Consider the following 22,624-nt stretch of genomic DNA (forward strand, 5'->3'; position numbering starts at 1 on the left):
CCTGCCTTTGCCTTTCATGGCTTAATCATCTCTACCTGAGAAAGAGTCGGCACGCGCATCTGCAAACGCTCGCGTGCCAAACGTTCAATACGCCCATGATCACCCCACGTGCCTTGCTCAAGTTGTAACCGACCCCATTCGAAATCCAACTCATCCAACAGCCGTTGCTGCTGCTGGATCTCCACAAATAGCGTCCGGCTGCGATGTTTACTGTAGATCACCCCAAGAGCCGACCCGACGATCAACACCCCCAGCAGCAACAGGCCAAACCACTTTTCCACCGTCAAATTCGCTCAGCAATTCGCAATACCGCACTGCGCGAGCGCACGTTGGCCGATTTTTCTGCCTCACTGGCAAAAATGGCTTTGCCTCTGTTTTTTAAAGTCGCTTGAAACTCAACCTCTGCCATCGGCAAACCCCGTGGCAAACGTCGATGCAACGGTGAGGACGTTGGAGGCCGCACGCAGGAGCGAATAAAACGCTTCACAATGCGATCTTCCAACGAGTGAAAGCTGATGACCGCCAAACGCCCTTGCGGTTTTAACAGCGTGGGCACCTGTTCCAACGCCTCACTTAAAGAAGCCAGCTCACGGTTGATATGAATTCGAATCGCTTGAAAGGTACGAGTAGCGGGGTGTTTGTGTTTGTCTCGTGGCAAAATTTTCGTAAGCAAGGTTGCCAATTGAGCAGTAGTGGTAAAGGGCTGCTTTTGTCGGTCCATCACAATCGCTTTGGCAATGCGGCGGCTGAGGCGCTCTTCACCGTATTGCCACAATACATCGGCAATTTCATCGGCCTCCGCACGCGCCAACCACTGCGCAGCGGACTCACCAACAGAAGGGTTCATACGCATATCCAGCGGCCCACTGCGCATAAAACTGAACCCTCGCTGCGCATCGTCCAACTGCGGTGAAGAGACGCCCAAATCCATAAAAATGCCATCAAAGCGCACATCACCAACGCGCTCAAACAAAAGGGAGCTGAGTTCAGAAAAATTACCGTGAATGATGCTAAAACGGGGGTCTAAAAAATCACGCTGCGCAACACGAATCGCCTCAGGGTCTTGATCGAACGCGATCAAACGCCCATCCTGACCCAAAGCGTCCAACAACAGACGTGCATGACCACCACGACCAAAGGTCGCATCAAGATAAACTCCATTTTCCTTAATCGCCAAACCGTGCAGCACCTCTTCCCGAAGTACCGATTCATGTGTTAACTCGTACACTGTGCCCCACAAACAGTTGATTTATCATTGATGGTAACTACTAACTATAGGGATCTTCCAACAATCGTGTCAAGAAAAACCCCTAAAAAAACAACAATTATTACTTATAACACAATAAGTTATGCATCATTTTGAAGGTAAAGTAAGAACACTTTTCCAGACTCAAAAAGAAACACTATAGAATCAAAGAGATAGTTGAAAAAAGCAGCAGTGAGAAAATAAGCCGAGCAACAACAACGCTTCATACAATGGCTGTATGACTTTGTTGACAAATAGGACAAAAAAGAAAAAAGGTGGAGTCGGACATAAGCCGGGTTCTGTCGAGGACAGTCATTCATCTGGGACAGACGTCGCCGTCTGCCTCAAGCAACCTACCCGGGAACAGTGCGGGCCGCACCAATGTTCCCCTATTTGGTCTTGCTCCGAGTGGGGTTTACCATGCCACTGAATGTTACCATCAGCGCGGTGCGCTCTTACCGCACCCTTTCACCCTTACCGGCAGTCGAAACTGCTTAGGCGGTCTGCTCTCTGTTGCACTGGCCGTGGGTTCACACCCCCCAGGCGTTACCTGGCACTCTGCCCTATGGAGCCCGGACTTTCCTCCCCGCCCGAAAGCGGAGCGACTGCCTGGCCAACTCCGGCGCGCAGCGTAACACAAAGCGCTTTTTTCACGAACGGTTTTTTAATACCAACGCCACTTGATAGGCTTGGTTTTTCCCCACGCCGACCAGTTTTGCCGCCACGCCAGCGGCTTTTTTGAGCGGCAATTCCGGCAACAGCAACAACAAACAGCGTTGCAACTGCTGCTCACTCTCATCAATAACTTCAGCTTCAACACCCGCCACAATCAAGACAAACTCGCCCTTTTGCTGCATCGGATCGGCCTCCACCCAAGCCAACAATTCTGCCAGCGGCGCACGGCGCACGGTTTCAAAGGTTTTGGTCAACTCTCGTCCCATGGCCACCCAACGCTCAGCACCAAAGACCTCAAGCATGTCCCGCAATGAATCCACAATTCGATGACAGGACTCAAACAGAATCAGCGTATTCTGCTCGCTGGCCAGCTCTTGCAACCGTTTTTTGCGCGAAGCCGAGCGCGCCGGTAAAAACCCCTCAAAAACAAATCGATCCGTTGGCAAACCACTGACCGACAGAGCCGCCATCAACGCCGAGGCTCCTGGAATGGGCGAAACCGTTACCCCCTCCTCGTGCGCCAATTTAATCAGATGATAACCAGGATCACTGATCAGCGGCGTACCGGCATCAGAAATCAGCGCCACGGATTGACCTTCTTTCAACCTCTCCACCACCACCACCGCCTGCTGACGCTCGTTGTGGTCGTGCAACGCCAACATCTTCTTTTTCAACCCTAAGGCGCTCAACAAACGACCGCTGTGACGGGTGTCTTCTGCGGCCACCAAATCCACCTGAGCCAACACCTTCTTGGCGCGCTCCGTAATATCTGCAAGATTACCAATCGGTGTTGCCACCACATACAAGATCCCAAACTGAATTGACACACTTCCCCCCAGCACAGATACTGCGCCACTCAATAACTAACGTTTAAAACCGACTCAGCCAACAGACCCTAAAAACCTATGGCCACCATGCAACCCACCTTTTCTCTCCGCGCTTTGCTGATCTACAGCCTGCTTCTGCTCAGCCTCTCTGCCTGTCAAACCACGCCCAAAGGCCCACCTTTAGAAACCCAGTTTGACCCACAAGCAGTGACAAAAGCAGCACAAATGGTCGCCGAAGACAAAACCCTCGGTGCCGTTCGTCTCTATGAACAGTTGGCTATGAAAGCCGCAACACCGCTGCGTCAGCGTTATCAACTGCTCGCAGCCGAGCTGCTGTTCAACCACGGCTATCCCGAATTGGGCGTCGAGCATCTTAACAAGATCAATGAAAAAGCGTTGACCAAAAACCCCAGCTTACTGCGCAAAAAATTACGTTTGGACGTGCAAGCCGCTTTGGCAGAACAGAACGGCGCACGCGCCTTGGGGTTGCTGTCACGTATGCAAGCCAGCAATGACCAAGAACAAGCCGAGCAATTGTCTCTGCAAGCGAGCGCTTACCAATATTCAGGCGATTGGCGGGAAGCCCTCACTGCTCTGCAACAACGTGAAACCCTACTCAGCGACAATGAAGCCGTCTTGGCAAACCAGCAACAAATTTGGCAACTGCTTTCCGCCCAACCACGCAGCGCCATCAACGAGCTGCGTGCCCACGCACCCAACCCCAACGCCCAAGGCTGGGCCGAGCTAAATTACACCGCCCTCACCCCACGCCTCTCCTTCAGCACCACTTGGCAAGCCATTCAAAACTGGCGCGCACTCTATCCTGAGCACCCCATCAGCAGCGCCTTTTTTCAAGCCCTGCATCAACAACTAACAAACTCCGCAGCTCACCCCAAACAGATCGCCCTACTGCTGCCTCTTACTGGACGCTACCGAGCAGCAGCCACCGCCGTGCGTGATGGTTTTTTAGCCGCTGCCTACCAGCAGTCCGCCAACACCCCCCAACCTGAAATCCGCATCTACGATGTCAGCAACGGCACCACCACTCGCGCCAGCTACCAACACGCCATAAAAGAGGGAGCCAAGTTCATTATCGGCCCGCTCTCCAAAACGGACATCAATCAGTTTCGTCAGCAGGAGAAACTGGCCGTACCCACTCTGAGCCTTAACTACGCCGACATCAACGTAGAAACAGAAACAGAAAACCTGTTCCAATTTGGTCTTCTGCCCGAAGATGAAGCACGCCAAGTGGCGCGCGCGGCCTTTAATTTCGGTTATCGCAATGCCGTCGCCTTGGTACCCAACACCTCTTGGGGCACACGTTTGGTGAACGCCTTTCAAGCAGAGTTTAGCCAGCTGGGAGGTCAACTGTTAGAACACGCCAACTACGGCAACAAGGAGAGCGATTTCACCGCCCCCATCGAACAGCTGATGAAACTCGGTGCCAGCAAACAGCGCAAGCGCAATTTGCAACGCACCATTGGCCTGCAGAGCATCAAATTTGAACCCCGCCGCCGCCAAGATGTGGACATGGTCTTTATCGCTGCCAACCCCGCGCAAGCGCGACTGATCAAACCACAACTCAAGTTTCACCACTCTGGCGATCTGCCCACCTTTGCGACCTCGAAACTCTATCGTGGTGCCTTCAATCGTGATGCGGATAAAGACATGGAGGGCATTATTTTTTGTGGCACGCCTTGGTTGCTGCCCAACAACGATGAAGAATTGAAAACCTATCAACAGTTTCACCAACTGTGGCCAAAGAGCATGCGCCGCTACGCCCAACTCTATGCACTGGGTTACGATGCTTTCCAGATCGCGCCGTACCTAAAACAGATGCACAACCCAGCTGCCCCCCTGTTTCCGGGTAAAACCGGCCTACTCTCGCTCGGTGATGACAACCGGCTGCACCGAGAACTGCGTTGGGCACAGTTCCACAAAGGCACCGCCAAACCCATCAGCATCCCCACCCCGCGTGCTGAAAATCAGTTGGTAAATTAACCGATGCCAAACAGCGTTGAACAGGGGCAGAGCACCGAAACCATGGCGCTGGAATATCTGCAACAACAGGGTTTATCACTGCTCGAACGTAACTTTCGCTGCAAAATGGGTGAGATTGATCTGATCATGACGGACAACGCCGACGGCTTGCTCTTTGTGGAAGTGCGTTATCGTAAAAATAATCTCTTCGGTGGCGCGGCGGCCAGCGTCACCCGGAAGAAACAGCAGAAATTAATCCGTACCGCCCAACTCTATCTGCAGATGAAAAAACTCAGTGAACGCTGTTACAGCCGTTTTGACGTGGTTGCCCTCAGCGGCGCAAAAATGCCTTATCAAATCGAATGGATCAAAGACGCTTTTCAAGCCTACTAAAACCTATGATCAACTCCAGCGACCTTATTCAGCAGCACTTTTCAGCCAGCGTGCAGAGCAAACAGCAGACCCTAAAAAATCTGCTGCTAAAAATTGTTCAAGCCAGCCAACTATTAGTGCAAACCTTGCAGCAGAACGGAAAAATTTTAAGCTGTGGTAACGGCGGTTCGGCAGGCGATGCCAGCCATTTTGCCTCTGAATTGGTTAACCGGTTTGAGCGCGACCGACCGGCCTTAGCAGCGATTGCTTTGACCACCGATGGCGCGTGTCTGACCTCCATTGCCAATGACGACCGTTACGAAAATATCTTCGCTCGCCAGATTCAGGCCTTGGGTCAAAAAGGTGATCTGCTGCTGGCCATCAGCACCAGTGGCAATTCGGCCAATGTGGTCGCCGCGATTAAAACCGCTCATGAACGTGAGATGTCGGTATTGGTTTTAAGCGGTAAAGATGGCGGTGCGGTGGCCGAGCAACTCAAAGCCGATGACATTGAGCTGCGTGTGCCTTCAAATTCCACTGCGCGTATTCAGGAAAATCACCTGCTGCTGATTCACTGCCTATGTGATCTGATTGACCAGCACTTGTTTGGCCGTGAGTAAAGAAGACCCTCACGGCATTGTATTAAGCCGCCTTTCTACGCCTGACTGCCCAAAGTAAAAATAGACCAAACAGCACTTCAGTTCCGCTTAACAAACCACCACTGCTTGTTCCCGTTCCCGTTCCCGTTCCCGTTCCCGTTCCCGTTCCCGTTCCCGTTCCCGTTCCCACTGAAAAGCCTGTGCCGGTTAATGAAAGTGACAAACTCGTTGGTGTACCGTTACTTTCAAAAGTCAACGTACCCACTTGAGTTCCAGCCAACTGCGGGCTAAAACTCACTGCCACAATCAAACTCGCCCCACGAGCCAAACGGGTATTGGTGGCGTTGTGACTAAAACCCTGCCCCGAAAGGACAACATTACTGATATCCACATCCCGATTTCCCTGATTGCTCACCGTGATGTTCAAAACACGTTGCTCACCCAACACCAGCGAACCGAAACTCAACAGCGATTGGTCTAAAGACAATGCGCCAGAAAGCTGGCGCACACCCGCCCGATGCATCAGTGGCGCGGCAACACCAAGCTGATTTAAAACCTCAGCCTGAGTCGCATCCCCCTGCCAGGGCGTGGGTGAATTTGCACCTTGAATTGGAATTCGGATTGCTGAACTGCTCACGCCGGTCGTGGCAGGCAAATTGATTGACATAAAATCATCATTACCCCAAAAGGTGGGCTGTCCCCAAGCAATGCCTGTCGTCTGTTGGGTGTAAATCAAATTGCTACTTTGAGTCTCAAAATCAAGAATTAAAACTTGAGACTGTCGGCTCTGATTTGCCAAGGTTTCAATAAAATCCAACGCGATCACACGATTGCTATTGGAAGCAAACATGGGATAACCCAAATCAACTTCTGGATTTTGAGTTGGAAAAGGAAACGAAAAATCCGGCACCGTTATTGTCGAAGAAGAGAGATCCAAAAAACCAACCGACCAATAATTCAAACCATTTGACAACCCACTCGCTGAATCGGTAGGTAAACCTTGCACACACGAATTATTGGGCAGTGAGGTACACGCCAACATATCAAACACCAGCACACGGCTGCTGTAATCAAAATTCAATGAATCGGCGTAATGCACCAAACCAAGCGACGCTTGGGAGCCATTTTGATAGCTGGGCAATGGCACGCTGTAATCCAAGCGCGAAGGCGGCGTGGTGGAAAAATCCATAATATGAATTTGATCATCACTGGATAAGCTGGTTACATAGGCCAAATAACGACCATCAGGAGAGATGGCAAAACCCCACATATCCGCCGTATTGGTGATTTGCACTTCTTGACGAAGAGAATCCACTTGATACAAGTTTTTATCATCAGCAACAAAAAAAGCATACGTGCCACTGCTGTCGGTGTAAGCCGCAGGACGGGTGTCAAACGCGGCCCGTGAACTCAACTGAAGATCACTGTTTTGATCGTAACCGGTAAACGGATTGGACATTGTCTGAGCAAACAGCTCATGTTGAATCACTGTGCCCACAGTGTCCCTTCTAGGGTAAAGATAGAACATGACATCAGCACCATTGACCACATCGGTGGTCGTAGGAGTCGTGGGCGAAGGTGCCGTTGCACCTGTCGCCCCATCAAACACTTCCACCGCATCCCAAGCGGCTTTAACCGAAGCCACCTCAGCCGCCCCCACGCCATGCAAATCCTCAGCGGCTTGCACTAACGCACGCCTGGCATCAATAAATTGCGCCGAGGCGGTCAAATAAACCGTTAACGCTCGATAATACATCTGCTCCGCTTTTGCCCGCCCAACACTGACCCCCAAACCCTCCACACTCAAACCTTCTGCCAATAGATACGCCGCTCGATTGGGAATGCCACTGTTGACGTGTACCCCACCGTTATCGGTTTGTGGGGTATTCGGCATGTTTTTATATTCACTCATTTTCGTCGGCTGAGGATCCAGTCCCTGAGAGGGGTCTTGCACACTGCGCAAAAAAAACGGTGCTGGGCGAGTACAATCTTCTCCCGCCAACCAATCATCACGATCCACCATCATCGAAAACACATCGGCAAAAGACTCATTCAGTGCCCCACTCTGATTTTCATAGATCAGGTTGGCAGAGCTTTCAATCACACCGTGCGTCATTTCATGGGCGGCCACATCCAAACATTGCGCTAAAGGCTTAAAAATTTGCCCCCCGTCACCGTAAACCATAAACGTACCGTTCCAAAACGCATTATCTAAACCCTGACCAAAATGCACCACCACCATTAAATTTTTATTTTTATCATCTATGCTTTGGCGATTAAAGGTATTTTTATAATAGTCATAAACCACTTTGGTATTGGACATGGCACTGATCGCCGTAGCATCCCAACCGCCATTGGCGCTGCTGTTACTGACAAACGAAAGGTTTGTACCATCGCCGTTATTGGCGGTCAAAATAAACGTATCACCGGTGGCATTAGGGCCATTGGCCACCGGATCGTAACCCGCCGTGACATCAGAGAGCGGCAAGGTCGGATCGACCATTAAATAATCCGTAGAATTTTGCAACCAACTGTTAAAAAACTGCTGTTTACCCAGCAAATCAACCCCCGTAGAGGACTGCACAGAGTGATGAATATTATGAATTTTATGCACCACAAATCCTGTGTGAGCATCAATAAAATAGAGCCAACGATCTGACATGCTCGGTTGAACATCCACTTTATAAACCAGCTTAGGAGCAACCTGATCCATGTAGATCATCAATTCGCTGTTGATCTGCTGCACGTGTGTTAATTTCAGCGCCGTTTTCACCGCCGCCTCTGCATCAGCCGTGCTCAAGGTCGCCTGCGTCGCCAAGGTCAAACTCGGCTGATAACGCCCGTTGGCCAGATAAAGATTGGCCTGTTTATCCAGATGCAGCGTGAGCTGCTGACCCCACAGCGGCAAACCTTGATGCATTTGCTGGTAAAAGAGATGCTGCCGCCCCGCCGAATCGGTCACGGATTTTTGCAGCTGCATTTCATCGGCTGGATTTTTCAGCCGCAACAAAGCACGATTGTTTAACAAAAACCGCTTAGCAGCGGTTTTGTAATCCAATTCACCGTTCAACAAACGCAGCGAAGGCAAAGCGGACAGGTGCGCTTTGATAAAGGTCGGCGTGCCACTGCTCCGATCAAAAGCAACCTGCAAAGCTGTGCTACTGCGATGTTGCAAGGCTCGCAAGCCTTGTTGTTGCTGCTCACTGATCAAAGACTGACCAGAAACAGAACGGGTTTTTTGCCCCAAAGGCAAACTCGATAACTGCTGGAAACGCCGCTCTGCTGCTCCCGCCGAGCGGAAACGTTTATTGATGGGTTTCAGACGTGATGCAAGCCGAGGCTCAACAATGCCCTGCGAAACAGAAAACCCTTGCGGCACAGCACCTTGAAAGGGCTGTTTTAAATGGCCTGTGACCTCAGCATACGCAAACCCACTGAGCAACACCGTGGCCGTGGTTGATAACAACAACAGCCCTTTAGAGATCCCTTTTTTTTCCACCATGTACCACTCCCAACCGCGCTAATAAATTGATGGCGTACCTGCAATGCGTTTGATCAAGCGACCATCGTCAGCATCCAACAACAAAAATTGGCGGATCAAACCACGATGCAACTCCACTTGATACACCAGTTTTTTCCCATTCTGCCACGGTGCGTAAACATAAAGCTTGGCCGATGTCACTTTCCACACATTTAGTCCAGCTGGCATCAACGCAACCGCGTACTGCGCAACCTCATCCACACCCAGTTGCGGCTCTGTCGCCACCGCTGTCAAACCCGCCACACCCTTACCCGTGACCCGATAAACCTCACCAGCACGGTTGATGTGTACCCGCAACACCGCCCGCCAAACCGGCACACCGTTCTGCATTTGCTGAAAAGACAGATGTTGAAACCCCAATAGATCTCTTTTTTGGCGCAGCAAGGTCAATTGCTGCTGAGGGTCGTCGAGCTGAAAACGCATTTTATGCCGCTGTAAATAAGCCAGCGCCGTCTGCTGCTCCAGCGATACCGTTGCTGCACCCACAGAAGAATCGCGCACACCGGAGGAACAGGCCACCGCACCCAGCAACACCCACAACCCCAAAGCAATGCGCTTCATCTTAATTTCTCCTCAAAAACAACACGGTTGACTTATACTCCAACCACCTCAATTAGGACAGACCCTCATGCTCATCGACAGCCATTGCCACTTAGACCGAGTCAAACTTGCTCCCTTTGCAGACAATTTTGAGACCATGTTACAGGCCGCCAAAGAGAATCAGGTTGATGCCTTTCTCAATGTCTGCATTGATCTCGAACATTTCGAAGACGTTTTTCAGCCCACCCAAACACACAACAACATCTGGTGCTCTGTCGGCGTTCACCCCACCGAAAAAGAAGGGCAAGAGCCTGATGTCGAGACTTTAGTTCAACTGGCAAAACGGGACAAGGTAATCGCCATTGGCGAAACCGGCATCGACTACCACTGGGAAAATGAAAACATGGAGTGGCAGCGCGAGCGTTTTCGCGTTCACATTCGTGCTGCCAGACACTGTGGAAAACCCTTAATTATTCACTCTCGCTCCGCCCGTGAAGACACCTTGAAGATCTTCGCTGAAGAAGGTGGCCCTGAAGTCGGTGGTGTGATGCACTGTTTTGCCGAAGATCTACCCACGGCCAACAAGGCAATGGAGTTGGGTTTGTACATCTCTTTTTCCGGTATCGTCACCTTTAAAAGCGCCACCGAAATTCAAGAGGCGGCGCAAAACATCCCCCTAGACCGACTTCTGATTGAGACCGATTCACCTTATCTGGCACCCGTGCCTCATCGCGGCAAAGCCAACCATCCGGCACTGGTGAAACACGTAGCAGAAAAGGTCGCCGAGCTGCGTGGCATCAGCTTTGAAGAGGTCGCTAAAGCCTCCAGTGACAATTTCAGACGGCTGTTTAAGGTTGAGAGCTTGATCTGAAACGAGCAAGATGAAAAAGAGGCCTAAAGTGTCAGAGCCAATCTCGTAATTAAATCACGACTCCAGCGGCAGCAGCTCTTGCAACCCATTGATCTGGGCTATCTGGATCAGCTGCAATGGCAGATTACGAAAGCACACCTTCTGTTGCTGCTCAGCCGCCAAGCGCATCCACTCCAATAGCAGCGCTAAACCGGCGCTGTTGGAGTCACTCACCGCCTGCAGATCAATCACAACGGATGCAGACCAATCAAACTGACGCTCTGAACTTGCCAATAGAGTCACCACACTGTCAAAATCAAGTTGACCGTGTAACGTAAAAAGACCTGCAGAGAGCGGTTCTAAGCGACAATCTAACATTAAGACGGCTCAGCCACAGCGGTCTGTTTATCGGCCAAACGTTGGTTTTTATCTTGCAGCACCTTGATCAGCCCTTGAATGCCATTTTTACTCACTTCACCGGTAAAACTGCTGCGATAATTGGTCACCAAACTGATGCCATCAATGGTGATGTCGTAAATTTTCCACTGCTCTTTTTTCTTGCGTAGACGATAAACCATTGAGATGGAAGCCGCACCCGCTTGCAACACCTGAGAGCGAACTTGGGCGCGATTTTTCCGCGAACTGGTGCGAAAGGGTAAAAATTTGATCTCATGTTTGGCAAATTCAGACAAGGAGTTGGCGTAGGTACTGACCAACAGTTCACGGAATTGAGCTTCCAACTCCCGACGCTGTTTGGCGGTCGCCTTACGCCAGTTTTTACCCACCGCCAGCTTCGTCATGGCATTGAAATCCATATGAGGCAAAATCAGCTCATCCACCTGTTGACGCAAAAAAACCGGATCAGACTGAAGGCGATCCTGCTCTTTTTTCAGCAGTTCAAACAGAGAGTCTGTGGTTTTGATTACCATCTCTTGCGGAGAGTCTGCCAAGGCAAGCGTTGAAAATGCAGATAACAGAGAAAAAGCCAAAAATTTCAATACGGTTTTCATTATTTTTTATCCAATCCAAACGTTGTTTAGAGCCATTTAGTGTTTTTGACACGGACTAAGTTCGCCCATCAGGTTGTACCCAAGAGCGCTTACCAAAAACACCCTCTCAGTCACAAAACTACTCACCACTGGCTTTATCAAACAAAAATTTGCCAATCAGCTCTTCCAACACCATCGCCGACTGGGTCACTTGCAGCTCATCACCTTCGCGTAAAACCACCTCTTCGGCGCCCGGCTCCAAACCAATGTACTGCTCACCCAACAGACCAGCGGTAAAAATACTGGCCGAACTGTCCTCAGGAAACTGAGCGTACTGCGGCTCAATTAACAACGTCACCTCTGCCTGAAATTGCTGCGTATCGTAACGAATCGCACTTACCCTGCCGACCAAAACGCCGCTTGCGGTCACGGGCGCACGCACCTTCAAGCCACCGATGTTGTCAAAATGGGCGGTCAAATGATAGCCCTGACCGCCCTGCAAACCACTGATATTGCTTACTTTCATTGCCAACATAAACAGCGCGGCCAAAGCCAACGCCACAAACAGACCCACCATAATTTCGATATTGCGCTTAGCCATTGCGTTTAACTCCCAAACATCAGTGCGGTTAGCACAAAATCCAACCCTAAAATAGCCAACGAAGCATGCACCACAGTGCGTGTCGTAGCTCGGCTGACCCCTTCCGAGGTCGGTAGCGCATCGTAGCCTTCAAACAGCGCAACCCAAGTGATCACCAGCCCAAAAACCACACTCTTAATTACCCCGTTGAGCACATCTTCAACAAAATCCACTTTAGCGTGCATCTGCGACCAAAAGGCACCTTCATCAATGCCCAACAACGGCACCCCGACCAAATACCCCCCCATCACGCCAATGGCGCTGAACATCAAGGCCAACAACGGTAACGCGATAAAACCGGCCAAAAAACGCGGTGCTAAGATGCGTTTAAACGGATCAACCGCCATCATTTCTAACCCAGAGAGTTGCTCGGTGGCTTTCATCAAGCCAATCTCGGCGGTCAAAGCCGAACCGGCACGACCGGCAAACAACAGACCGGCCACCACCGGCCCCAGTTCCCGCACCAAAGTCAAGGCCACCATCACCCCAAGGGACTCCTCAGCACCAAAATCCACCAGCGTATTGTAGCCTTGCAACCCCAGCACCATGCCGACAAAGAGACCGGCCACCAAGGTAATCAGCAGAGTTAATACCCCAACGGAGTGCAGTTGCTGGATCACCAGAGAAAAACGCCGCAGCAGCATAGGCAAGCTGAGCAACAACTGCCACAAAAACAGATGCCCGCGCCCCAAACGCTCAAAAAAATCCAGCACCGAACGCCCCAAATTTTGCAAATACGTGCTCATCGTCCTCACACCTTTGCCGTTGCCAGCAGATCCTGCTGATAATCAGCCGCCGGATAGTGAAACGGCACCGGCCCATCGGCTCTGCCATCCAAAAACTGTTTCACCCACTCTGACTCTGATTGCCAAAGCTGCTGCGGAGAGCCATGCGCCACCACCTTGCCATTGGAAATCACATAAGCGTAATCGGCAATGGAGAGCGTCTCCGGCACATCATGAGAAACAATGATGCTGGTCAAATTCAACGCATCATTAACGGTACGAATCAACTCCACCAGAACCCCCATTGAGATCGGATCTTGGCCAGTAAACGGCTCATCGTACATAATCATCATCGGATCCATAATCAAAGCGCGCGCCAACGCCACCCGCCGTGCCATGCCACCCGACAACTCAGAGGTCATCAGATCCCGTGCGCCACGCAAGCCCACAGAGTGCAAGCGAGTCAATACCAGAGGCCGAATCAAACGTTCAGGCAGTTGTGTGTGCTCACGCAGCGGAAAAGCGACGTTTTCATAAACGTTCAAATCCGTCAGCAGCGCACCGCTCTGAAACAACATGCCCATTTTTTGTCGCAGTTGATAGAGGCTTTTCTTAGAGATGCAATGCACATCTTGACCATCCACTACGAGTGAACCTTGATCAGGTTGCAGTTGCGCACCAATCAACTTCAACAAGGTAGTTTTACCGGTACCACTGGGTCCCATAATGGCGGTCACTTTACCGCGTGGGATATCCATATTGACACCGTCGAAAATTTTTCGCTCACCACGAGAGAAGTGCAAACCACGAATTTTAATTAAGTTAGCGTTATTTTCCATTGAACCCTGTTCCACTCATTCACCTCGCGTATATGACATTAATCAAGCCAATAAATCCACCAAAATCTGGCACTGACGCAGATACTCTATGGAAGGCGGCTGCCCTTCAAGTACCAACAACAGTTCATCAGACTCAATGGCATCACTGGCTAAAAATAACTGCAACTGAGCCCGCAATTCACGCAGCGGCAGGCTATCATCGAAAAACAGCACCGGTGCACTGGCAACCCTGTCCGGCTGAGCCATCTGCCAACAGAGGTGCCAATCCCGCTGCCTTAACTGTTCCAACTGCTCCTCACTGGGAACACCGTCCAAACAGCGCAGGTAGAGCGACACATTGGCTGGCAGCGGAACATCTTCACTTAACAAATGTACCAGCTGCGACACAGGTAAATCACAAACCACCGCTTGCAAACGCTGTTGCAGCGCCAAGGGCAAAACATTCAGCTCCGAAAAAGCGTCAAATTCAACGCCATACAATAAGACAAAATCAGCATCAAGCTCCTCCAACCACTCAGCAAGAGCTTCATCAGAGAGCAACTTTATATCGTCATGCAACAAAAGCAAGGTGCAAAATTCATTGCTGTAATAACGTAAACGCCACTCTTCGGGCAAACCTTCAGGATAAAAACTCTCATTCCAAGCGGGGTGATTCACACCGCGACTGCCAACACACATCGTTTTATTCATTTTTATCGCTATTTTCAGAAATTTTTTGCTGCACTGACTTAAAATCGCGCCAAGATTGAACGATAACAGACTTCACCCAGTCGCAACACTGGCCTACAATGTGTCCACAAAAACAGCATGACATGCACGTTGAACCAATGAAACCTTATGACCAAGACCAACAAAACAACAATAATATTTTCCCATCATGGGCGCCGCCTGCTCTGCGCACTGCTGCTCAGCAGTACCGTTGGCTGTGCCACCCTGTCAGGGCCTGCCCAAGAGAACGACCCATGGGAATCGTACAATCGATCCATGTACCGCTTTAACGACGGTCTGGATCGCTCACTGATCAAGCCCATTGCCAAAGGTTACCAATTTATTTTACCCAGCTTCGTACAAACAGGAGTCAGTAATTTTTTTGGTAATTTGGATGACTTTATTGTCATCATCAATGATGTTTTGCAACTGAAAGGCCGACAAGGACTGCAAGACAGCGCCCGCGTCCTCACCAACTCCACTCTGGGGCTGCTGGGGCTGATTGACCTTGCCAGCTCTTTTGGGCTGGAAAAGCACAACGAAGATTTTGGTCAAACCCTCGGTTTCTGGGGTGTTCCCAGCGGCCCCTACTTTGTGCTGCCGCTGTTTGGCCCAAGCAGTGTGCGTGACAGTATCGGTATTTATGCCGACGGCCTAATCAACCCACTTTATACCAATATTTCCACGGAGTACGGCAACGCCACCATGTGGAATGCCGTCTCACTCAATCTGGTTAATATTCGTGCACGGCTGCTAAAAACCAGCAGCATCCTCGACACCGCTTCATTAGATCCCTACGCCTACAGCCGCGAAGCCTACCTGCATCGTCGGCAAAATTTGGTTCATGATGGCACAACTCCCAGCAATGAAAATCTCGCCGATGAACTCGATGAACTCGATGAACTCGATGAACTCGATGAACTCGATAACTCGATGAGTTAGATGCACTGGACGAACTGGATGAGCCACCAATCGAGACCGCTGCTGACCCACACCCTACTTAACGCACAAGCAAGGCTTGCAAAATGGGTCTAAGCCGATTTAAATACACCTCCTCATCAAAAGGCTCAAACAGCAATGCTGCCACACACATTCGTCATCCGCAGGCCGTTTGAATAGCATGAATCAAAAAAAGCTCCAACAATTGGGTTTGGCAGTAATCAAAACCGAACGCGCCGCACTGCAAGAACTTGAGTCACGCATTGACCAGCAGTTTGTCCACGCCTGTGAATTGATCCTAGAGTGCCAAGGTCGAGTGGTGGTCACCGGCATGGGTAAGTCAGGCCACATTGGCGGCAAAATCGCCGCCACCTTGGCCAGCACCGGCAGCCCCGCTTTTTTTGTTCACCCAGGCGAAGCCAGCCACGGCGATTTAGGGATGATTACCGCTCAAGACGTGGTGCTGGCGCTCTCCAATTCCGGTGAGACCCAAGAACTTCTGACCATTATCCCGATCATCAAACGCCTTGGCATTCCTCTGATCACTCTGACCGGCAACCCCAGCTCCACTATGGCCAAAGCCGCCAACGCCAACCTGAATGTCAGCGTCAGTCATGAAGCCTGTCCATTGGGTTTAGCGCCAACCGCCAGCACCACCGCTACCTTAGTAATGGGTGATGCCTTAGCGGTAGCGCTGTTGGAGAGCCGTAATTTTACTGCCGAAGATTTTGCTCGCTCTCACCCGGGTGGCACTCTCGGTCGTCGTCTGCTGCTGCATGTGGGGGACATCATGCACACGGGCGATGGCATTCCCCGTGTGTTGCACAACGCCAGCCTCAGCGAGGCATTAATGGAAATGACCCAAAAAGGTCTTGGCATGACGGCCATCGTTGATGCACAAGGCACCATGCTCGGCATTTACACTGATGGCGATCTGCGCCGCACTCTGGATGCAGAGATCAATCTGCATCAGACCACCATCGCCGAGGTCATGAACAGCAAATGCAAAACCATTGCTGCCGATATGCTGGCCGCTGAAGCACTGCAACGCATGGATCAGTACAAAATTAATGCCCTACTGGTGACCGATGAGCAACAACGGCTCGTGGGCGCACTCAATATGCACGACCTGCTTCGAGCAGGCGTGGTCTAACCCAAACAGAGAAATTTATGCACTCCATCCAGCAAAAAGCCGCTCAAATCCGCTTGGTCATTTTTGATATTGACGGTGTCCTCACCAGCGGCGCGCTGTTTATCGGTGACGATGGTCAAGAGTACAAAGCCTTTCACTCCCGTGACGGTCACGGCCTGCGCATGTTGCAAGACTCCGGCGTGCAGGTGGCTATTATTACCGGTCGCAGCTCCAAAGTGGTACAGCACCGTGCCAAGGATCTGGGCATCCAGCACGTCTACCAAGGCCGCCGAGAAAAACTGCCTGCCTTTGAAGAGCTGTTGCAAGCCACCGGTTTCTCAGTAGAGCAGGTCGCCTACGTGGGTGACGACGTCATGGATCTGCCCATTATGATCCGCACTGGTTTGGCGATTGCGGTGCAAGACGCGCACAGTTTGGTGAAAAAACACGCGCATTGGCTCACCCCCAGTAACGGTGGCATGGGCGCTGGGCGGGATGTCTGTGAGCTGATTATGGAAGCTCAAGGTACGCTGGAACCGGCTTTAGCGACCTACTTGGTCAAATAAACTCAGCTCAATGAACAGCATCCGTATTTTTATCGTGTTACTGATGGTGCTGGCCGCCACCGCGTCTTGGTGGCTCAATAAACACCCAGATCGGCTCTCCAGCAGACCTCAGCCCAGCACGGAACATTACGCCGATTTTTTTCTGCGCAACTTTAGCATTCATCAATTTAACTCAGACGGCTCAAAACAGCGCCTCTTGCAAGGCAGCCACCTAGAACACTATCCCAACGATGATTCAACTCAAGTTCGGATTGCACACATCAAACTCCAAACGCCCGCACAAGCCACTTGGATTATTGATGCACAGCGCGCTCACCTCAGTCGCAACGGTGAACAAATTGTGTTGAACGATAACGTGGTTATGCAACGGCTTGCCTTTAAACAACTCGAAGCACTGAAACTCGAAACTCAAACCCTCCATCTCGACAGCATTGAAAATCGAGCAAAAAGCGATCAAGCGGTACAACTCAGCTCAGAAAATGGGCTCTGGAATGCCATCGGCATGACCGCTGAGTTAAATGAGAATAAACTGACCCTACTCTCCCAAGTCAAAGGCCATCATGCAGTACCAACCCCTTAAATTTCTCCTACCCTTACTGCTGCTCGTTTCACCACTGGGCTGGAGCATGCAGAGTGACCGTCAACAACCGGCTACCATTGAAGCCGATCGAGTCGAATTTGATGACCAACAAAAACTCAGTGTTTACAAAGGCAATGTCATCTTCATTCAAGGCAGCACCAAGATCCATGCCGAACAGATGACGCTCTACAACAGAGACGGTCAATTGAATCGGCTGCGCATCGAAGGTAAACCGGCCAAATTCAGCCAGTTGGACGACGATGGCAACCCCGTCGATGCCAGCAGCGCTTTGATGCACTACCACACCGACAGCGGCTTACTGAAACTGCGCGGCAATGCACAACTGACCCGTCCAGGCGAGAGCATTCAAAGCGAACAGATTGACTACAACAGCAAAGACAAAACCGTGCTGGCCAATTCAGGCAATAAAGAAGGCCAGAAAAACCGTCGCGTTAAAATCATTTTATTACCCAATAAAACCAACACCCCAAGCACACCATGAAACAGCTGCAAGCCCGTAATATTTACAAAAAATTTGGCAAACGCCAAATTCTCAATGGCGTTTCACTACAGGTCAACAGCGGTGAAGTAGTCGGCCTACTCGGCCCCAATGGCGCAGGGAAAACCACCTGTTTTTACAGCGTAGTGGGTTTGATTAAACCAGACAAAGGTCAAATTTGGCTGGATAATCAAGACATTTCACAACTTCCGATGCACGCCCGCGCTCGACTGGGCATCGGTTACCTGCCCCAAGAAGCCTCAATCTTTCGCAAACTGAGCGTTGCCAATAACATCATGGCCATCTTGGAAGTACGTGAAGAACTGACCTCCGTACAACGTCAACAGCGGCTGGAAGAGCTGCTGGAAGAGCTGCAAATCACCCACATACGCGACAACGAAGGCATCAGTCTCTCCGGTGGAGAGCGACGGCGGGTGGAAATTGCCCGCGCCCTCGCTGCCGAACCGCATTTTATTTTATTGGATGAACCTTTTGCCGGTGTTGACCCTCTATCCGTCATTGAGATCCAACGCATCGTAACGCATTTAGTACAACGCGGCATTGGTGTGCTGATTACCGACCATAATGTGCGTGAGACCCTTGGAATTTGCCAACGTGCCTATATCTTAAGTGACGGTAAGGTCATCGCCGAAGGCAGCTCCGAGACCATTTTGGCTAATCAAGAAGTCAGACAGGTTTATTTAGGCAGTGACTTTCGTTTATAAAGGGACGGATGTTGCTTTACTTTAGCCGTGACAAAGCCTATGTTTAACACGAAGCCGTTTCATCTCTGGCTCTGAAATCACTCTAGAATACAATTCTGATCGAAGGAGAACATACACTAAGATGCTCATCACAACTCTCTCGAAGACAGTAGCCAGAAAAGCCCCACTCCAACCTGACTCGCTTATGGGATCTATTTAGACACTCTCCTATGAAACACTCTCTGCAGCTACGCATCGGTCAACAACTCACCATGACACCGCAGTTGCAACAGGCCATCCGCTTGTTGCAACTCTCCACTTTAGAATTACAAACCGAAATTCAAGAAGCACTCGAATCCAACCCCATGTTAGAAATGGAGGAGGAGCAGGCGGAAAAAAACAACAACGCCGACGAAAACAGCGAAACAGCCAATCAAACGGCTGACGGAGAAAACAGCGAAACCCCCATCGAAGAAAGCCCCATAGAAGATCTCAACAGCGAGAACATTCCCGAAGAGTTACCGGTGGACAGTGTCTGGGATGACATCTACGAGCCCTCTTACAGCAGCGGCAGTGCCTCCAGTGAAGAGAATCCCGATTTTTTGGAATTTCAAAGTAACGACATCGACAATCTACGCGACCACTTGTTTGAGCAGATGCACCTCAGCGCTCTGAGTGGTAACGATAAAACCATCACCGCCGCCATTATTGACTCCATTGACGAAAACGGCTACCTGACCGACAGCCTAGAGAACATTTTGGAAGGCATTCTCAAAGAAGAATCCGACATTGAGCTGCAAGAGCTGCAAACCAGCCTAAATTGGGTTCAACATCTCGACCCCCCAGGCGTCGGGGCGCGCAACCCCAAAGAATGTTTACAGCTGCAACTGCAACAGTTTGCCAGCGACACCCCCGGATTGGCAGACGCACAGCGCCTACTGGAGCACCACCTCGAACTGCTGGCAGCCCATGATTTTATTCGCCTGCGCCGAGTGATGAAAGTCAGCGAAAAAGAGCTGCTCACCGCAGTCGAGCTGATTCAATCTCTCTCGCCCCGCCCTGGTTCACAGATCGCCAGCAACAACACCGCCTACATCGTACCCGATGTGTTTGTCAGCAAACAGAAAGGCAAGTGGCGGGTGGAACTTAACCCCGACATTGCACCTCGTTTGCGCATCAACAACCTCTACTCTGGGCTGGTACGCCGTGCCGACAAAAGCGAGCAGAACAATTTCTTGCGTAATCATCTGCAAGAGGCTCGGTGGTTTATCAAAAGTTTGCAGAGCCGCAACGAAACCCTACTCAAAGTGGCCACCGCTATCGTCACTCGTCAGCGCGGATTTTTGGAGTACGGCGATGAAGCGATGAAACCTATGGTTTTACGCGACATTGCCGAACAATTGGAGATGCACGAATCCACCATCTCACGGGTCACCACGCATAAATACATGCACACACCCCGTGGCATTTTTGAATTCAAACACTTTTTTTCCAGCCACGTCTCCACCGCCAGCGGCGGAGAGTGTTCTGCCACGGCAATTCGTGCCATGATCCGTAAATTGATCGCAGCTGAGCCACACAACAAACCCTTGAGTGACAACAAAATTGCGAATATCCTCGTAGAGGAAGGCATCCAAGTTGCTCGTCGAACCATTGCAAAATATCGGGAGGCCATGACCATTCCGCCCTCAAATGAGCGCAAACGTCTGGCCTAATACTTCACCAGCAAGGAGAAATCCATGAATCTAACGGTTACCGGTCATCACGTCGAAGTTACTGACGCATTAAGAAGCTCAGTAACGGATAAGCTAGGGCGTGTTGAACGCCATTTTGATAATGTAACGGACATTCGCGTTATTCTTAGCGTGGAGAAACTGCGTCAAAAAGCAGAGGCCACCGTCAACGTCAGTGGCGGTACTCTGTTTGCCGAGGCCATTGAAAGCGACATGTACGCCGCCATTGACCAATTGGCCGACAAACTGGATCGTCAAGTGATCAAACACAAAGAGAAAAAGAAAAATCACAAACACGAGAAAATTCAAATTGAAACCTAACGCATAACGTAATTTAACCTCACCAAGGCTGTTACGATTACTCCAACTTGGATCTAGCGTAGCAGCCAACTCATCTGCGCAATCTTACTCAATACAAGAATCTAACTTCAAATACCCCAGCATACAAACAGCACACATTTAACCCTATCGAATCGCTCATGGGCATGGCACACTACGCGCGATTGCTTTTGACTCTGGCTAATTCGCCATGGAACAAGACTCATGACCACACTGAAACAACTGCTCTCCCCCAGCCGCATTGTGCATCAAGCACCTGCCAGCAGCAGCAAAAAAGCACTGGAAACCCTCAGCCACTTGCTCTCCTCTGCGACCCCTAATTTAAGCCAAGCGGAAATTTTCAACGCCCTACTGAGTCGAGAACGCCTCGGCAGTACCGGTTTGGGACACGGCATGGCTCTGCCTCATGGGCGCATGACTTCACTGGAACATCCCGTTGGCGCGATGATACTGTTAAAGTCAGGCATAGACTTTGATGCTCCCGATCGCCAACCGGTTGATATTCTCTTTTCCCTACTGGTTCCCGACAGCTGTACCGAAGACCATCTGCACATTTTGGCCAAACTGGCTGAAATGTTCAGCGACCCAAACTTTCGACAGACACTTCGCCACAGCAAGGACGCACCACAACTTTTTCAGCTATTGGAACAGTACTCCGATAAAAACACCTAAACTTACCTAGTGGGTCATTTTTTAAGGAAAGAGCCGTGAGCAATAACAAACTCTCCATCCAACAGCTGTTTGAGTCGATGCAAGACCATCTTTATTTGGTTTGGCATGCGGGTCTCAATGGCGCGGAACGGCTGCTGTTCCACGAACCTGACTCTGCTAGCCACCCCTCTCTAGTAGGACATCTCAACCTCATTCAACCCAATCGCATTCAAGTTTTGGGTAAAAACGAACTGCTTTATCTGCAAAACAAGCAACAAGAACACGTTGAAAACCCCACTCTTAAGCAGCTCTATCAAAACGATTGCCACGCCATCATTATCGCTGACGATCAAGAAATCCCTGAAAATTTATTGATTTTAGCCGATCAACAAAAAATCGCTCTGTTCGGCTCCGCCCTCTCCAGCCACGAACTAATTGATAAGCTGCGCGATTACCTCGCCAAAACCTTAGCCAAACGGGTCACCATTCACGGTGTTTTTATGGAAGTCATCGGCATTGGTCTGCTCATTACTGGGGAGAGCAGCATTGGCAAAAGCGAACTGGCACTGGAACTGATCAGCCGTGGACAGCGTTTGATTGCCGATGATGCCCCCGAATTTATTCGCATCAGCCATGACATTATCGAAGGCGTCTGTCCCGAACTGCTGCGTGATTTTTTTAGAAGTACGTGGGCTGGGCATTCTGAATATTCGCGCCATGTACGGCGCTGCCACCATTAAACAACGCAAGTATCTCAAGTTGATCATTCACCTCAAACACCAATCCCAACACGACAGCCTCCCCCATGGCATGGAACGCATTATTGGCAACAGCCGCAGCCGTCGCGTGCTGGGAATCGACATTACCGAAATCACCCTGCCCGTCGCACCTGGGCGCAACCTCGCCGTCTTAGTCGAGACGGCAGTACGCAACTTTTTTACTGTCTGAAA

The 22,624-nt window shown here is 50.6% G+C and carries 26 protein-coding genes and 1 other RNA gene; 15 read left to right on the top strand and 12 right to left on the bottom strand.

Annotation, left to right across the window (positions count from 1 at the left end; translation table 11 throughout):
- Positions 1-14 precede the first annotated feature (14 nt).
- The 4 genes from ftsL to rsmI form a co-directional block, all read right to left on the bottom strand.
- A complete protein-coding gene (gene ftsL / locus Q9O24_12895; protein ID MDQ7076010.1) occupies positions 15-281 on the bottom strand; it encodes a cell division protein FtsL in 267 nt (88 codons plus the stop codon).
- A gap of 2 nt (positions 282-283) precedes the next feature.
- Positions 284-1,228, bottom strand: coding sequence for a 16S rRNA (cytosine(1402)-N(4))-methyltransferase RsmH (gene rsmH / locus Q9O24_12900; protein MDQ7076011.1), 945 nt, complete (start codon positions 1,226-1,228; stop codon positions 284-286).
- A 291-nt stretch (positions 1,229-1,519) separates the two neighbouring features.
- An RNA gene (rnpB, locus tag Q9O24_12905) (RNase P RNA component class A) lies at positions 1,520-1,867 on the bottom strand.
- A gap of 29 nt (positions 1,868-1,896) precedes the next feature.
- A complete protein-coding gene (gene rsmI, locus Q9O24_12910; protein ID MDQ7076012.1) occupies positions 1,897-2,748 on the bottom strand; it encodes a 16S rRNA (cytidine(1402)-2'-O)-methyltransferase in 852 nt (283 codons plus the stop codon).
- 78 nt (positions 2,749-2,826) lie between these two features.
- On the opposite strand from rsmI, the gene Q9O24_12915 reads away from it, so the two are divergent.
- From Q9O24_12915 to Q9O24_12925, 3 genes are read left to right on the top strand one after another with little or no spacing between them, the layout of a single operon-like run.
- A complete protein-coding gene (locus Q9O24_12915) occupies positions 2,827-4,749 on the top strand; it encodes a penicillin-binding protein activator (GenBank protein ID MDQ7076013.1) in 1,923 nt (640 codons plus the stop codon).
- Positions 4,750-4,752: 3 nt separating this feature from the next.
- Positions 4,753-5,121 (top strand): YraN family protein, encoded by a 369-nt coding sequence (locus Q9O24_12920; GenBank protein ID MDQ7076014.1) that lies wholly within the window; start codon positions 4,753-4,755, stop codon positions 5,119-5,121.
- 5 nt (positions 5,122-5,126) lie between these two features.
- Positions 5,127-5,720 carry a phosphoheptose isomerase gene (locus Q9O24_12925; GenBank protein MDQ7076015.1) on the top strand — a complete coding sequence of 198 codons (594 nt, stop codon included), beginning with the start codon at positions 5,127-5,129 and terminating at the stop codon, positions 5,718-5,720.
- Positions 5,721-5,742: 22 nt separating this feature from the next.
- Here the strand turns inward: Q9O24_12925 and Q9O24_12930 are convergent, their stop codons facing one another.
- A complete protein-coding gene (locus Q9O24_12930; GenBank protein ID MDQ7076016.1) occupies positions 5,743-9,201 on the bottom strand; it encodes a M4 family metallopeptidase in 3,459 nt (1,152 codons plus the stop codon).
- An 18-nt stretch (positions 9,202-9,219) separates the two neighbouring features.
- Positions 9,220-9,801, bottom strand: coding sequence for a hypothetical protein (locus Q9O24_12935; GenBank protein ID MDQ7076017.1), 582 nt, complete (start codon positions 9,799-9,801; stop codon positions 9,220-9,222).
- A 67-nt stretch (positions 9,802-9,868) separates the two neighbouring features.
- Between Q9O24_12935 and Q9O24_12940 the strand changes: the two genes are divergently transcribed.
- Positions 9,869-10,651 (top strand): TatD family hydrolase, encoded by a 783-nt coding sequence (locus Q9O24_12940; protein MDQ7076018.1) that lies wholly within the window; start codon positions 9,869-9,871, stop codon positions 10,649-10,651.
- 54 nt (positions 10,652-10,705) lie between these two features.
- Here the strand turns inward: Q9O24_12940 and Q9O24_12945 are convergent, their stop codons facing one another.
- The 6 genes from Q9O24_12945 to Q9O24_12970 form a co-directional block, all read right to left on the bottom strand.
- Positions 10,706-11,008: an STAS domain-containing protein gene (locus Q9O24_12945; GenBank protein ID MDQ7076019.1), complete on the bottom strand. Its 303-nt coding sequence runs from the start codon at positions 11,006-11,008 to the stop codon at positions 10,706-10,708.
- Entirely contained in the window at positions 11,008-11,640 is a 633-nt protein-coding gene (locus tag Q9O24_12950; protein ID MDQ7076020.1) for an ABC transporter substrate-binding protein, read from the bottom strand. Before Q9O24_12950 ends, Q9O24_12945 begins: the two co-directional genes overlap by 1 nt.
- 118 nt (positions 11,641-11,758) lie before the next feature.
- On the bottom strand, positions 11,759-12,220 hold the full coding sequence (gene mlaD, locus Q9O24_12955; protein ID MDQ7076021.1) for an outer membrane lipid asymmetry maintenance protein MlaD: 462 nt from the start codon (positions 12,218-12,220) through the stop codon (positions 11,759-11,761).
- 5 nt (positions 12,221-12,225) lie between these two features.
- Positions 12,226-13,005: a lipid asymmetry maintenance ABC transporter permease subunit MlaE gene (mlaE, locus tag Q9O24_12960; GenBank protein MDQ7076022.1), complete on the bottom strand. Its 780-nt coding sequence runs from the start codon at positions 13,003-13,005 to the stop codon at positions 12,226-12,228.
- Positions 13,006-13,010: 5 nt separating this feature from the next.
- Positions 13,011-13,823 carry an ATP-binding cassette domain-containing protein gene (locus Q9O24_12965; GenBank protein ID MDQ7076023.1) on the bottom strand — a complete coding sequence of 271 codons (813 nt, stop codon included), beginning with the start codon at positions 13,821-13,823 and terminating at the stop codon, positions 13,011-13,013.
- A 42-nt stretch (positions 13,824-13,865) separates the two neighbouring features.
- Positions 13,866-14,513, bottom strand: coding sequence for a hypothetical protein (locus tag Q9O24_12970; protein MDQ7076024.1), 648 nt, complete (start codon positions 14,511-14,513; stop codon positions 13,866-13,868).
- 147 nt (positions 14,514-14,660) lie between these two features.
- Here Q9O24_12970 and Q9O24_12975 point away from each other — a divergent pair, with 147 nt between their 5' ends.
- The 11 genes from Q9O24_12975 to Q9O24_13025 all read left to right on the top strand — a co-directional run bounded on the left by Q9O24_12975 (position 14,661) and on the right by Q9O24_13025 (position 22,622).
- A complete protein-coding gene (locus Q9O24_12975) occupies positions 14,661-15,473 on the top strand; it encodes a VacJ family lipoprotein (protein ID MDQ7076025.1) in 813 nt (270 codons plus the stop codon).
- A gap of 178 nt (positions 15,474-15,651) precedes the next feature.
- On the top strand, positions 15,652-16,623 hold the full coding sequence (locus Q9O24_12980; GenBank protein MDQ7076026.1) for a KpsF/GutQ family sugar-phosphate isomerase: 972 nt from the start codon (positions 15,652-15,654) through the stop codon (positions 16,621-16,623).
- Between the two features lie 17 nt (positions 16,624-16,640).
- Entirely contained in the window at positions 16,641-17,168 is a 528-nt protein-coding gene (gene kdsC, locus Q9O24_12985) for a 3-deoxy-manno-octulosonate-8-phosphatase KdsC (GenBank protein MDQ7076027.1), read from the top strand.
- Between the two features lie 10 nt (positions 17,169-17,178).
- Positions 17,179-17,748, top strand: a complete 570-nt coding sequence (lptC, locus tag Q9O24_12990) for an LPS export ABC transporter periplasmic protein LptC (protein MDQ7076028.1) — start codon at positions 17,179-17,181, stop codon at positions 17,746-17,748.
- 46 nt (positions 17,749-17,794) lie between these two features.
- A complete protein-coding gene (gene lptA / locus Q9O24_12995) occupies positions 17,795-18,250 on the top strand; it encodes a lipopolysaccharide transport periplasmic protein LptA (GenBank protein ID MDQ7076029.1) in 456 nt (151 codons plus the stop codon).
- On the top strand, positions 18,247-18,972 hold the full coding sequence (lptB, locus tag Q9O24_13000) for an LPS export ABC transporter ATP-binding protein (GenBank protein MDQ7076030.1): 726 nt from the start codon (positions 18,247-18,249) through the stop codon (positions 18,970-18,972). Before lptA ends, lptB begins: the two co-directional genes overlap by 4 nt.
- Positions 18,973-19,181: 209 nt before the next feature.
- Entirely contained in the window at positions 19,182-20,666 is a 1,485-nt protein-coding gene (locus Q9O24_13005) for an RNA polymerase factor sigma-54 (GenBank protein ID MDQ7076031.1), read from the top strand.
- A 24-nt stretch (positions 20,667-20,690) separates the two neighbouring features.
- Positions 20,691-21,005: a ribosome-associated translation inhibitor RaiA gene (gene raiA / locus Q9O24_13010; protein ID MDQ7076032.1), complete on the top strand. Its 315-nt coding sequence runs from the start codon at positions 20,691-20,693 to the stop codon at positions 21,003-21,005.
- A 222-nt stretch (positions 21,006-21,227) separates the two neighbouring features.
- Positions 21,228-21,695 carry a PTS sugar transporter subunit IIA gene (locus Q9O24_13015; GenBank protein MDQ7076033.1) on the top strand — a complete coding sequence of 156 codons (468 nt, stop codon included), beginning with the start codon at positions 21,228-21,230 and terminating at the stop codon, positions 21,693-21,695.
- Positions 21,696-21,730: 35 nt separating this feature from the next.
- Positions 21,731-22,414 carry a hypothetical protein gene (locus Q9O24_13020; protein ID MDQ7076034.1) on the top strand — a complete coding sequence of 228 codons (684 nt, stop codon included), beginning with the start codon at positions 21,731-21,733 and terminating at the stop codon, positions 22,412-22,414.
- On the top strand, positions 22,308-22,622 hold the full coding sequence (locus tag Q9O24_13025; GenBank protein ID MDQ7076035.1) for a hypothetical protein: 315 nt from the start codon (positions 22,308-22,310) through the stop codon (positions 22,620-22,622). The genes Q9O24_13020 and Q9O24_13025 overlap by 107 nt, the downstream gene beginning before the upstream one ends.
- The last annotated feature ends 2 nt before the right edge of the window (positions 22,623-22,624 follow it).

This window comes from Gammaproteobacteria bacterium, from assembly GCA_030949385.1.
Classification (GTDB): Bacteria; Pseudomonadota; Gammaproteobacteria; order JAUZRS01; family JAUZRS01; genus JAUZRS01.